The sequence below is a fragment of the Ensifer sp. ENS03 genome, assembly GCF_014852035.1.
In the GTDB taxonomy this organism is placed as follows: domain Bacteria; phylum Pseudomonadota; class Alphaproteobacteria; order Rhizobiales; family Rhizobiaceae; genus Ensifer; species Ensifer adhaerens.
Genome location: NZ_JACVAV010000012.1, coordinates 98018 through 111138, shown reverse-complemented (window position 1 = coordinate 111138; position 13121 = coordinate 98018). Strand labels below are relative to the sequence as shown.

Below are 13121 nucleotides of genomic sequence, written 5' to 3'. Positions count from 1 at the left end.
AATGATGACGATCGAATCGCCCCAGTCCTTTGTAGTTCGCGAAGAATGCCAGAAGGCTGCGTCCCAGAATGGATTTAGACGCATCTTGGGAGAGGAAATAGGTTGGGCGGCCTTCGGTTCGACCACGGCGCATGGGGCGATATATCTCGCTGCTTGTGGACCGCAGGGGCCGTGGTTCCTCGCGCTCGACCATCCTGGCGTCGTCCAGGAATTGAACCTGCCCGCAACCGACGTTTCCGGCCCTGGCCGCGCTTGCTTCGCCTTCGACGTACTGGGCGCACTCTATCGGGTGCTGCATCGCGTCTACGAATTGGGCGTCAGCCTGCCCGACGCGCCGCTCAAAGAGTTCGAGCTTCGTGCTGCAAACCTACCGCGGACGACAGAAGCCGAACGGCTGGCCATACAGAGGATCGGGCAGGATATTTTTCGCGATCGCCTGATGGATTACTGGCAGGGGCGCTGTCCCCTAACCGGCATCTCCGACGCGGCCCTACTACGTGCCTCGCATATCATCCCTTGGGCGGAGTGTGAGAATGACGCCAACCGGCTCGATGTGCATAACGGCCTCCTCCTTTCGGCGCTGTGGGACGCCGCATTTGACCGCGCACTCGTGACCTTCGACGACCAAGGCAGACCGGAGTTCTCGCCTAATCTCAGCGAACAAGCGCGCGCCGAACTCCGCTGGAGTTCTCACATTCCGCTCACGGATGAGCATCGCCGGCGACTTGTCCACCATCGCGAAAGAGCAAGATCTCAATCTTAGCATGGTTGCAACCGCAGATGCCGACGTTCAATGCAAGCTGCTTTGTGAGAGGCGCAGATTGAGCGTTCCGTTCAAAAACAGCGGGGACACGCTTCGGCTGACGTGACGCGCGAATATCAGCGGCGGCGCATCCGCTTCCGCATCAACCCCGAAGACGTCTGGGCTTCAAACGCCCCTCCCCTTTTCCGAGCGTGAAATGGTCAGGTCAAGATTGCGGGCTGGGGTGTTCAGCCGAGCGCTTCAATTGAAATCGGGAAGAGAAAGCCACACCCAATCTGCCCTGGTGTGGGTTTTACTTTACCGTTTCAAACCGAAAATTGTCATATGTCCGTTGGGTTTAGACGCTAAACGGCGTACGATTTTCCGCTAACGATTTCAGCGAGCCACTTCTTGCCAGGCCATTGCAATATCGAACACCAACGGCAACTTAGGCACTTTGCGAGCAGCGATAATCGATGAGCGTTAATTCTGGAACTCGGGCGTGACAGTGCGATTCAAACCGCAACGTCGGCCGCCGCTTCCGGCGCAATTTACCCCAAGGTACCCGGACTTTAAAAGCTCCCTCCCCTTGCTCGGCCTGAAGTCGTTAGGTGAAAGTTCGGCGTCGTATTTACCGCTGAGCACTTCAATTGAAATCACAAAGCAAAAGCCACACATTTTGCCCCACGTACCCTCCCCTGCGACCGCCCTTGGCCATCTTAGGCAACGATTAACCATATGAATTAACGTCTTAAATTTTATAAACGGAAGTCAAATTGCCTCATGCTTCCGTCATCCGGACGTTGTTTTTCGCGGCACATCACTATCGATAGGTATCAGGTTTGGATAGTGATAGCTCCGAGGACGCAAAGACTCGGGTCCCCGGATCAGCACGGGGAGAATCACCTGCTAGATAGAATGGACTGACCGAAGGGGCGGGTCCAGTGTGAGCGCTATCCGCCTCGCATATTCTCAAGATTCTCCTTCCAAAGAGTTACGACGTCTTGCGACCTCGTTTGGAGCTGCCGGTTAGCACGATTTCGTCCACAGGAGCCCGCTGGAGCGCTTTCGATATCGTTTATGATGAGATGACCACACTCAATTCCATTTTGCGTCTGACGGCCTCCTATTTTTACCCTAAAACACGCTTGCAACTTACCTGTTTCTCACGCACTTTCTCATCCTCAATCAAGCGGCGGTTCGAAGGCGCGATGGCGAAGCAACAAACAGCTAATGTCCAACCTCAGCAGCGACTAATCGGTTACGCCCGCGTGTCGGCGGATGACCAGGCCAACGATACCCAGCTGGACGAGTTGCGGGGCGCCGGCTGCGATCGGATCTATCAAGAGCACGGGACCGGGGTTTCGCGTGCTCGGCCTGTCTTGACCAAATTGCTGGGCGAGCTCACCTCGGGAGACGTGCTCGTCGTCGTCCGTCTCGATCGGCTAGCCAGATCCATCAGCCATTTGCTGCAAGTAGTCCGGGATCTTGAACATCGCGGGGTGCACTTTCGGTCAATCCAAGATCCGATCGATACCTCAACTCCGCAAGGCATGTTTTCCCTTGCGGTCCTTGATGCCGTCGAAAAGCTCGAGCGTTCGCTGAACGCCGAGCGAACCAAAGCGGGCATCAGGGCCGCGAAGGCTCGGGGCAGGCTGCCTGGAAACCCGGGTCTTCGTGAACGGCGGCCGGAGGCGATTGCCGCGGTCTCAAAGGCGCGGGAGAAGCTCTATCTCGATGAGCTGATCGCGTCTTCACAGGCGTGGCTTCCGATGGTGCGGCAACTCCGGCCTCAGCACAGCTGGGATAATGTCGTTCGCGTTCTCAACCGACGTGGCCAGGACTGGACCGTCGAACGCCTTCGTCGCGCCGTGCATCGCATGGTCCGCGCAAAGCTCGCGGAAAATGATCTGCTGGCCCGATCCCCGCGTCGCGCGCCCGAAGATCATTTAATGCAACTGGTGGCGGCGATCGCGATCGCTGATCCCGATCTGTCGCTTCGCGAAATTGCCGCCGAACTGGACAAACTGGGAGAACGGCCGAAGGGAGGCGCAAGAAAATGGATCACCTCTTCCGTCCGAGACTTGCTAGACGAGGCGCATCGGTTCGGCCTCATCCGCCGCTGAGGCGCATTCTATCAGGCGCCATGGCCGACATTCTGCCGAAGGAATGTCAGCAACGCCAAGCTCCTTGGCTGACGTGACACACTCCCTGCGCCGAACTCACCTTGCTTCCGTGGCCGCCAGTGATCGAGGTGCCGGCCTGCGCGATGCCGAACTAGCAGACGAGCCCGAACCCCTTTCAAGGGTCCGTGCCGCGGCAGTTCCCTCCCCTCCGTTGCTCTCTCGATCCGCCCCGGCCACACAAGGACAACATCAGGTCTGCCCAGGGGCGGCGTGGCCGCCACGCAGGCCATAGCTACGACAATGCCTGAGAGCGCCGACAACCGAAGCAGCGCAGGTGCGCGTTCGTTATGCGGGCATACCCGCATTCTGATAAATGACTATCGGTCCACGAACAGGCCAAGCTCCGTTCAAGCACGCAAGCACGGGGTACGTACCATGCCGTTCCAGGCGGGCATCTGATCCGAAACTTAATCATAGTGCCCATCAGCTTCCCCCACCTTGCTTGTTACCCCAACCGTCTCAAAAGGTTGAAGTGGACGGACATATCCGTGAGGAGTTTGGCCTGAAGAGCAGCGATGATTTTATAGCAACTGAGACGATCGAGCGCCTAACCCAAACCTACCACTGGCAGGCCAACTCTCTTGGCTCAGGGAGCGTTGGCCAAACTTTCTAAGTGCCGCAATGGATATTCTGCTGCCGGCGCAGGCCCAGATCGTGCTGTTTTGGGGCGAAGAATTCGTCGCCCTTTACGACGAAGCCTACGCACCCACCATCGGTAACAAGCATCCACGGGCATTTGGACGTCCTGCCCGAAAAAAGCTGGAGTGACTCTGGAACGATCTGGCGCCCCTGCTTCGACGTGTCCTTAACGGCGGAGAGACGGTCGCTGCAAAGAACCGTCCCTTCTACATCGAGCGCTACGGCTACCCGGAAACAGTCCACTTCGGCATCTCCCATTCGCCCGTCCGCGACGAGGAGCGCGGCGTTCGCGGGGTTCTTTGCATATCAACGACGCAACGGACAGGGTGAAATTCGAGAGTGCATTTCACCCGAGCGACTGAGGGCGATTTTTTCGCAGTCCGCCCCAGGGATCGTTCAGGCAGACCTCACGGGCCGCTATCTCCTGGCCAACAACCGCTTCTGCGAGATCCTCGGCTATGGCGAAAGCGGGCTGCAAGCGATGCGAATGGGATATCTGAGTTTCCGGAGACATCGCAGAGGCAGACCGGCTCTTTAAAACAACGGCAGAACGCGGCCAGAGTTTTGAGATGGAGAGCCGTCTTCTGCGAAAAGACGGCACGTTGATCCGGGTGGCGAGCTCGGTTTCGGCGCTTCGCGATAAAGCTGACGAGGTCATGGACCGATCCCTCCCGGTCTTGGTTCCGGTGGACCGCCAGGGTGAGGAGCCTGCAATCTTGCGCCAACCCCTGCGCCGGCCTGAAGGTCGAGCCCTAAACGGCAAGGCTCCGCGAGGACGGTCGAAGCGTCGATACCCTCCTCTGCGTCTCATGTATCTATGACGCCAATGGCATGACCGTCGGTGAACTGAACCATCGGGTGAAGAACGTTTGCGACTGTCTTTGCCATCTCGCGCCAAACGCTTGGCCATGGCCAGATAGATGCAGCGGACGTGCGCTCATGCGAGGCTCGGCTATCCTCCATGGCAAGCGCTCATGGTCTTAGGACCCACGAGACGTGGCAGCAGGCGGAACTGCGGGCGATCGTCGAACAGTCGATTTCCCCCTATTCGCCCGACCGATTTGCGGTTACTGGCCCTTCAATCCAGGTCCCTCCAAGGGCAGTCGTGTCGATCTGCCTGGTGCTTCATGAACTCGCCACCAACGCAGCCAAGTACGGCGCACTTGCGGTCGACCAGGGCCGCGTCTCGATCGCTTGGACAGTACAGACTTGGTCCGGGTCTCCCGCGAGATGGGTCATGCGATGGGAGGAACCTGGAGGCCTCCCGATGACGCCACCGACCCGAGAGCCTGTTGGCCGCCGAACTCAATGGCACGGTCAAAATCACCTATGACCCAAGCGCGTCGTATGCGAGATCGATGCCAATCTTCTTAGCGAATGGGATAGCAGCCAAACTCTCATTGAGCTGGAAGCCTGGGGTGCGTTTCTTGCCATGAGCGTCGATTGGGTGCGCGGTCATAATCATGCCCGAGCGGACTTTTCGCTTTCCCTCACCGCCGGTGTCATCGCCACGGGGCAAATAGCCAGCGATAGTTTCAGTAGCCTTTCGAGAAGCTGCGCGGCGCCTTGATATAAGTCCTCATCACCTGCGCTTCCCAATGCCTTTGAACCCGCGCACGCAGGTGTTCCCCGGTCGCTCATGCCGAAAGAAATCCAAAAGCGGTCCCGAACCCAGCAGCGGGCTGCTGCTCGGCAAAAGTGGCAGACGATCGTTCCCATTTGCGCCGACGTGCAATGTTTTCCGGTTAGAGACTGCACAACGCGCCGAGTGGTTCGCCAGAGACGGTCACAGCTAGGCTCGAAGTGCCAGTTCAAATCATGGAACCGTAAAATCGAAAACCCTGACAGCTGTCAGGGTTTGATGGAAATCACGGGGCAAAGCGGGCAGGGAAGCGAAATAAGTCGATCGCCCCCGTGCTTGCTGTCTGAGGCACGATGCGGACGGCTCCTTCGTCATGTTTGGGAGGCTCGCTATCCAAAAACCCTGACAGCTGTCAGGGTTTCTCATCGGGAAGGCTGATCACCCGCCACTCAACCGAAACCGCTTCATCCAGGACATTCATCAATAGACGCCGCCGCCACTGAGTGCGTCGCGTCGCGCAAAGGAACAATCTGCAAGGCGAACGCGCCCATAAACGGCGGTCGGGTTTGCCCGCAACCCTCAACTCAGCTCCCGCCTCCGCCCTGCCGTCAACGTGGCGACAGATCCTTGTCCCCGTCGCTGCCCAGACGAAACCCGCCAATGGACCGAGCGGGACCGGGTTTCTGTTCAACGATGCTCGCGATTTTCGTACCGACATTCTGCACGCATGGGATCGATAGCCAGCTCAGTGAAAGGGAAGCCGGGGCGAATGATCAATGAAGCCGCGCTTTTCACCTTAGACACGAGCAGCCTCCCTGGGCCCCGAACCCCACAATGTCCAATGGTCGAACGAGCCAATTAAGTGATAGACCTGATCTCACCAGGCTGGAATTGCCTTCTTGAGATCGGACCCACCATACCGAGGGAGAAGCGTTTCTCGTCATCAGGTGCGTTACCATTTTGGAAGAGATCAGCTTCGTTTCCCGGACCGCTTTTGATCTACAGCGTGAGAGATGGTAGCCCGGGGTTTATCCAACGCGCCGCTCCGAGCCTCCATTTGCCCTCAACAAAGCCATCAGCATCGGCCCGAGGGAGAATTCGCCGCACCGTGCCTTTGTCGTCAGGTCGCGCAGGTATCCTCCGGCCGAATTGATGTGTCCTGCCCGCTCAAGGATGCAAGCAACCGCAACAGCTGCATTTTCAGGTCCCATCACATCGCAAGCGTCCTGGTAGGCGTTCGGGCTCACTCCCAACATCGAACGCACCACAATGGCAGCGGACATCAGGTCACGCCAGTTCGATATGGCTCCATCCTGGCCATACAGTGCGATCTCGGGGCAGGCTCGCATCACCATGCTAAGCGGAAAAGCCTTGATCGGCTCGTTCACCACGCGCTTTGCTGGTTCGGATTTTGCCTCCAGCTCCTCTCCAGAGCCAGGTTCAAGTTCATATAAGGATTCGGTATGTGAACTCTGTATGTGGCGCTCATTTTGAGCATCATTGCTGCTCAAACTTTCCGAATTATCCAAAATATCCAGCTGATTGACGATCTCCGAGCAAAGCAGTTCCATCTCGTCGAGGATCGGTGTCAGGTCGTGGATGGTTGGGGATCGCGGTATCCGGGCAACGAGAGCCTGATAAATACCTTCAATCTTTCTCCAATCGCCGCTCGCCCCTTCTTCAATTGCTGCAGAGATGAGCTTGCGGACGTCGCGTCTACGGATCGTGAGCGCTTCTTTGGTCTTCCGAAGCAAGGCGTGCTCGGCAGCCACCTGCTGCGCCATCTGCGCAAGTTCCTCCGATCGGACGAGAAGTGGGGAAAGATCGAAACCGAAAGCATCCTGAACGTCGCCAGCCCTGTCCTTGCGGGCGTAGCGCTTCCCGTTTGCACTGTCTTTGCGATTGATCAGTCCGGCTTCAACAAGCGCTGCCAGGTGCCGCCGCAGCGTCGCGCCGGCAATACCGTGCGCACGCACCGACAGTTGGGCATTCGAAGGAAAAACGATAAGAGAATCTCCCTGCCGGAGATAAGTCTCAGGGTAGAAGCTCAAAAGCGCGTCAAGGACGGCAAGAGCACGATCCTGTAGTCCAAGATGCGCCCTGGCTTCACAGGCATCCCGGAACACTTTCCATTTGTCGGCCGATTTGTTCGGCCTGATCTCGATCGACGCTTTTTGTCGCTTTAACAGCGCAAGCGTCATCGGCCGCCGCCCAAAAGGCGTCGTCACACTTCCACTTTGCATCTTCCTTCACCCTTCAGAAGGCAAAAGATGTCCGCTCACCCAATTCGGTGCCAAAAACTCTTGACTGGGATTCGTGGAAATGCGATTCTCAGATTGTCCAGATATGAGAGAGGCTTCCACGACGGCAACGTTAAGGGGGCCTTTTTCTTTTGCGGTATTCCTTTCCGTATTTTCCTTGTCGAATAGACCAGCGACAGCTTGTCTATAACGTCTAGCTTTGACGCTCACGCGAGAAGCGTTCGATGAGAGCCGGCAATTCGTCGCCGACGAACTTCACGAAGTCCTGACCGAGCGGGCCATCTGCAGAAATCCGAAGCTCCTTGGTCGAAATCTTCCAAGAGCCGAGCTTCGATCCTGCATGGTCCAAAAGTTCACTTCTGTCCTCCCGCGCAGGGCTCGAGGGCTTTATTGCCTCGAAAGCACGCTGGAAGCGTTGATCCGATAGGGAGCCGCCTTCACGTGCATGCGAGAGCACCTTCCGCACCACCTCAAGCGATCCAGGATCGCTTGCTATCGTTCTTGCAAACTCTATCCAGCGCGGCCGACCCACTTTGGGGGCACGTCCAATCGCTTCGATCACGTCTGCGGGGATCGTTCGATAAACGCCGCGCATTCGAGCAAGCTCTGCGTCCGCAATCGACAGTGCCGCATAGATGTTGCGGGCTTTGATGCCGGCGTCATCCATCCGCGATGCAAACAATGTGCGCTCAATCCAGGTCAGATCTTGCCGGCTCGCGTTCTCGATGCCTTGTGCGACGACGAGATCGAGATCGGAGATGTCGACCTCGAGCGCGCGAACGTTCCGCAGAAGTTCCTTGGCAGCACGCCAACGCCGGTGACCGTAGACAATCTGGTAGCGCCCTGCAGACGAGGGATGCTGCCGAACCTGGATAGGGACCTTTTGGCCCTCGGCCTCGATCGAGCGTTTGAACGTCTCGAAATCGCTGCCGTCATCATCCGACAATCGGTCCGGGTAGGGGGAAGGATCGATCAGCGCAGGATCGAGCTCAAGGACTGTTCCGCCGCCGGCTTCGACGATGGCCTTCAAACGGTCCCGCTCTGCCCTGATGTCATCGATCGCGCGGTGCGCCGCGCCGACAACGCCAGCCCCGACGCGCGGCGACGGGGCTGGTGGCGCAGGTTGCGGATCGTCCGCGAGCTTGTTCTCCAGTTCTTGCGACAGCAGACCGAAGCTCGCGACAATTGATTTGCGAGATGACTTGCTCATGTCCGCCCCCAGCTATCGTTGATAAGGCGGATAATGGCCTCGTTGACCGAATCGACGGCTTCACGGGCGCGCTTATGGGTGTCACGACCAATCTGGCCCATTTCGAGCTCGTAAATCGAGCGCTTGGCGAGGCCCGCGGCTTCGACGGCCGTGCTTTCGATGGCGGTCGGCAAGAGGACGTCTGTCCCGAACATATGTCGCAACATCGCAACCACCTGCGATTGCGGCGCATCGTTCGGGTCATGCCGCGTCACGAGATATCGGATGAAATCCTGGTCGAGCTGGGCGCCGCTTTCATTCAAGACGCTGATCAGATCGCCCATCATCAGCAAGAACTGGCTCATGGATGCCACGTCCAGCATCGCAGGATGGACCGTGATGACCATACTGGTTGCCGCATAGATCGCGCTTAAGGTCAAGAAGCCAAGGGAGGGCGGGGTGTCCAGGATGACGACGTCGTAGTCCTGTTCGACGTCTGCCAAGGCAAGCTTCAGGCGCTCGAAAAAGATCGCGCCAGAGCTCGACTTGTTTGCCAGAACACGAGGCGTTTCGTGCTCGTATTCCATGACTTCAAGGTTGCCCGGAACGAGATCGACGCCATCGAAATAGGTTTTGCGAATGATGTCCTTGATCGGTCGCCGCTCGGCGTCATCGTAGCGAAGCGCTGCGTAGATCGTTTCGTTCGCACCGACATCGATTTCCGGCTGCGCACCGAACATTGCAGACAGCGATGCCTGGGGGTCAAGATCGAGTGTGAGGACGCGATAACCATGGAGGGCAAGGTAATGCGCCAGATGAACACATGTCGTGGTCTTGGCACTACCGCCCTTGAAGTTCGCGATCGCCAGCACCTGGAGGTGCTCACCCGGTCGGCGGCGAGGCAGGAAGCGGAGTGCTTCGGCAGGCTTCTGCTTGGCAAACAGCTCTCGCAGTTCGTTGATTTGTGCGAGCGTGTAGACGCGATGGTTGTTCTCAAGGCGGCCCGGCGTCGGCCCGCGCCCTTCCGATGACATCAGCTTCAGGGTCGAATCCGGTATGGACGTCAGCTTCGAGACTTCGTTCGTCAGAAACGACCTCAAGGCCTTTTCCGACCTCGGCGGGTACATCCGTGTCCGCAGTTGCTGCAGCTGGTTCGACAAAAGACCGGCGTGCCGCAAGATCTTTGCGGCTGCGTCTTCCTTGAGTTGAACGTCATTTTCTGCGCGTTGAGCTATCGCCATTTTTCCCTCTTGGCGGTCAAAGACCGGTTTGACGGCCATTATCCGCCAAGAGATAGAACACGATTCTCCTGAACCGTCCAGAATTATAGGGTTAACAAAGCTTTAACGTCGATTGTGACGACTCGGTGACCAAACCCGCGCTAGTCGTTGGAATCGCGTGTGTTTTTCCCAAACGCAACGCTCCCGGCGGCTGAAATTGCGCACACATTTGTTAAGCTCGACGCCGTCAGTTGCAGGACAATCACCGTTGCGTTGTCCTCCTGTCACCCGAATCAGTGTCGGCAATGCGACAGGAATTATCAACGTAAGCTGCCTACAGCCTATGCCTGTGTCTGTGCATGTGATTGCCGGATCGGGAGAGACGATCTTCCCCGCCGAACCTCACCCCCTGGACTAAATGCAACGAAATCTCGGGAGCGTTTTCACCCTCGAACGGTTTCCAGTCCTAGCCTTCTCCGACGTTCGTCCGTGCTTGGTCGGACGCAGCTATTGTCCCCGAGTTTCAGCAACGCGCGTCAAAGGAAGCATTTTGCCCGCACGCGTGAATGCTCGAGAGTGCGCTGCCAACGCGAGGGCTTCACGTGCCTGATAGGTGGAACGCTACGGTCGGGGGCAGTCGGTCCCGCTTCCCCTTCGGGCCAATGTGTTAAAGCTCCTGCGGCGGCCCTTTTCCCGCCCTTCGCGTGACGCGAATTCCCGCTGTCCCGCTGAAGCGGCGCTATGCTGAAAGCTCCGATACGCTTCATTGTTGGTTGACCGATCGACCCCGATCGGTCGAGGGGGCCGAGGGTCTTTGCCCCTTCTCTCCCCTAAACAGTCTTTCGCCCACCTTCCTTCGCTTGCGCTTTCGTGCAGGCGGTTCCCCGCAAAGACTGTTTTCCCCTCCGTCCCCACCGCTCGCGCGGCCCCGGGAAGCAGGACACGGCCCTGCTTCGCGGTCCAAGGGAAAGGGAGAAATGACAATGAGCATCTACGCCAAAACTGCCCGATTTGACACCGGTCGAGCTCTCACCGAGGACGAGATGCGTGGCTTTGCACCTTCGATATTTGCCACCTCAGCGCACGAAAGCCGCTCCGAGCGCTTCAAGCCGATCCCGACAATCGAGATTTTGCGCGCTCTCGCAAAGGAGGGGTTCATGCCGGTCGGAGCGCGCCAATCGGTTAGCCGCACCGAAGGAAAGGCGAATTTTACAAAGCACCTCATCCGGCTTCGCCGTCTCGATGATGGCAATATCTATCACGTCGGCGATACCGTCTGCGAAATCCTGCTCAAGAATGCAAATGACGGAACGAGTGCATACGAATTGCTCGCAGGGCTTTTCCGCGTGTGCTGCCTCAACTCGCTCGTTGCGCAAACGGGAACGATCGATGCGATCAAAGTCCGACACTCCGGCGATGTTCAAGGCAAGGTGATCGAGGGCACCTATCGCGTCCTTGGGGAGGCGGAGCGCACTCTGGCGGCGCCGCAGGACTGGTCGGGCTTAAGAGTGGGCCGTGAGGCAAGGGAAGTCCTGGCCGAGGCTGCACATCTCGTTCGTTTTGGCGACGCGGAAGGGTCGGTAACGAACCCGATCAAACCGGAGCAATTGCTGCTGCCACGCCGCGTCGAGGACCGGGCAGAAGACCTTTGGACCGTGTGGAATGTCGTTCAGGAGAACAGCATTAAAGGCGGATTGCGTGGTGTGAAGCGTGATGAATTCGGCAGAGCGCGCCGATCGACGTCTCGACCGATTAACGGCATCGATCAGGACATCAAGCTCAACAAGGCTCTTTGGCTCATTGGTGAGAGAATGGCCGCATTGCTCCGCCGCTGACCTTCTCGGCCGATCGATTTCCTCGCGTCCGGTATCCATCTGGACGCGAGGCGATCGCGTGCCTTGAGGGGCGCCCCAAAGCCCCGCCCCTCAAACTCCCCTGCCCACCCGGAAGACGCCAGCGCGAAGGACGCTCGCGTCGACCTGGACAGTTTGCCTGGTCGGTCGAGCGTTGGATGTTCAGCAATTTTGGATTGGGACAGCGCCAGGGCATCCATCAGGCAACTGAAGGGCGCTCGCTCTGACGTTGAGCGACGACATCGGTCGCCGCGGACGGGCCCTGTTCTGCCGAGGTGGCTGCAATTGGTTCGTCGGGCACGCGCAGGTCCATTTTTTCCCAGATCGAAGCCTTTTGCGCGTTGTTCTGCGGCTTTCTGGACCGCTTGATTTCAACGATGAACGGTCTTGTCTGTTGGCGCATATCTCCTCCACTGGTCGGGTCGCGATCAAGCGAATTCGCGCGACGGGATTGGCAGCTGTGCCTTGATCGAGGATGGAGACAGCAACGGCCAAAGTCGGTTCCGGCGCCATTCGCAGGTTGTGGACGACCGCCGAACGTTCTGATCGGTGCTGGCCCGCTTGTTGCCATGGAGATGTTTCTTCCGCGCCTCGGGCCGCTCCCTGCGCGGGCTCGATGGGGCGTGTCTGACCGGAAAACGGCTGATGCCTCGATCGTCCGCCCGCAACGGCAGGCGCACTTTTCTTGCCCCTGGCGGCCCAGGCCGCCATTCCCCGCCAACCCAACAAAAGTGTGCCTTGCCGTCCTCCATTTCATTGCGGCCGCAATGGGTGCGGTCCGATCGTCCCCGGTCCTTTCGACAGCCATCGAGGCCGCGAAGGGCGCGGCCCGAAACCACAGAAAGGAACTTCGACATGGCAACCATCGGCACTTTCACCTCCACTGAAAATGGCTTCAACGGCTCGATCCGCACCCTGGCCCTCAACGTCAAGGCTCGCATCGCCCGGATCGAATCTCCCTCAAACAAGGGCCCCCACTTCCGCATCTATGCCGGCAACGTCGAGTTCGGGGCGGCCTGGCAGAAGAGCTCCGAGCAGACCGGTAAAGACTACCTCTCGGTCAAGCTCGATGATCCCAGCTTTCCTGCTCCGATCTACGCGACACTTGCGGGGGTCGAAGGTGAAGATGGCTACCAGCTGATCTGGTCGCGCTCTAACCGGGACTAAGCGCCACAGGCCCCGTCTCCGGGCGGGGCCCCTCTTCCAACGCCGGGAGCCGACAATGACCATTGAACCGTACATTGGGCAACGCGGGCCGAAATCAGGAATGCGCGCTGCTTCCTGGCGTCGTTGGTCCATTGATGAATCCTGCAATTTCGCGGTCGAAATTCGACCGCTATGATCCAGATTTCCGATCTGAAGCGCAGCACGAAATGACCGGCAGACGAAGAGATCCGGCCCTGAGCCAGGACGCCGTCGATCGGGAATTGGCCCGCTCCTGAGATGGAG

10 protein-coding genes and 1 pseudogene are annotated in these 13121 nt (G+C 58.3%); 7 read left to right on the top strand and 4 right to left on the bottom strand.

Annotated elements, in window-relative coordinates; all coding sequences use genetic code 11:
* Nucleotide 1 precedes the first annotated feature (1 nt).
* The 5 genes and pseudogenes from IB263_RS29970 to IB263_RS34320 all read left to right on the top strand — a co-directional run.
* A complete protein-coding gene (locus IB263_RS29970; protein ID WP_246811113.1) occupies nt 2-763 on the top strand; it encodes an HNH endonuclease in 762 nt (253 codons plus the stop codon).
* A 1190-nt stretch (nt 764-1953) separates the two neighbouring features.
* Entirely contained in the window at nt 1954-2868 is a 915-nt protein-coding gene (locus IB263_RS29965) for a recombinase family protein (RefSeq protein WP_192439416.1), read from the top strand.
* Between the two features lie 681 nt (nt 2869-3549).
* Nucleotides 3550-3696: a hypothetical protein gene (locus IB263_RS29960; protein WP_192439397.1), complete on the top strand. Its 147-nt coding sequence runs from the start codon at nt 3550-3552 to the stop codon at nt 3694-3696.
* Nucleotides 3697-3727: 31 nt separating this feature from the next.
* Nucleotides 3728-4105 carry a PAS domain S-box protein gene (locus IB263_RS29955; RefSeq protein ID WP_371814278.1) on the top strand — a complete coding sequence of 126 codons (378 nt, stop codon included), beginning with the start codon at nt 3728-3730 and terminating at the stop codon, nt 4103-4105.
* A gap of 339 nt (nt 4106-4444) precedes the next feature.
* Nucleotides 4445-4900, top strand: a pseudogene (locus IB263_RS34320) (HWE histidine kinase domain-containing protein); the annotation flags it as partial.
* Between the two features lie 1277 nt (nt 4901-6177).
* On the opposite strand, the gene repC reads toward IB263_RS34320, so the two are convergent.
* The 3 genes from repC to repA form a co-directional block, all read right to left on the bottom strand.
* Entirely contained in the window at nt 6178-7392 is a 1215-nt protein-coding gene (gene repC / locus IB263_RS29945) for a plasmid replication protein RepC (protein WP_192439395.1), read from the bottom strand.
* A gap of 211 nt (nt 7393-7603) precedes the next feature.
* The gene (repB, locus tag IB263_RS29940) at nt 7604-8620 is read right to left on the bottom strand and encodes a plasmid partitioning protein RepB (RefSeq protein ID WP_192439394.1); all 1017 of its coding nucleotides are present in this window, start codon (nt 8618-8620) and stop codon (nt 7604-7606) included.
* Nucleotides 8617-9879, bottom strand: a complete 1263-nt coding sequence (gene repA, locus IB263_RS29935) for a plasmid partitioning protein RepA (protein WP_089045425.1) — start codon at nt 9877-9879, stop codon at nt 8617-8619. The genes repB and repA overlap by 4 nt, the downstream gene beginning before the upstream one ends.
* Before the next feature lie 923 nt (nt 9880-10802).
* Between repA and IB263_RS29930 the strand changes: the two genes are divergently transcribed.
* Nucleotides 10803-11654, top strand: coding sequence for a DUF932 domain-containing protein (locus IB263_RS29930; protein ID WP_192439393.1), 852 nt, complete (start codon nt 10803-10805; stop codon nt 11652-11654).
* A 217-nt stretch (nt 11655-11871) separates the two neighbouring features.
* On the opposite strand, the gene IB263_RS29925 is transcribed toward IB263_RS29930, so the two are convergent.
* Nucleotides 11872-12075 carry a hypothetical protein gene (locus IB263_RS29925; RefSeq protein ID WP_192439392.1) on the bottom strand — a complete coding sequence of 68 codons (204 nt, stop codon included), beginning with the start codon at nt 12073-12075 and terminating at the stop codon, nt 11872-11874.
* 452 nt (nt 12076-12527) lie between these two features.
* Here IB263_RS29925 and IB263_RS29920 point away from each other — a divergent pair, with 452 nt between their 5' ends.
* On the top strand, nt 12528-12839 hold the full coding sequence (locus tag IB263_RS29920; RefSeq protein ID WP_192439391.1) for a DUF736 domain-containing protein: 312 nt from the start codon (nt 12528-12530) through the stop codon (nt 12837-12839).
* The last annotated feature ends 282 nt before the right edge of the window (nt 12840-13121 follow it).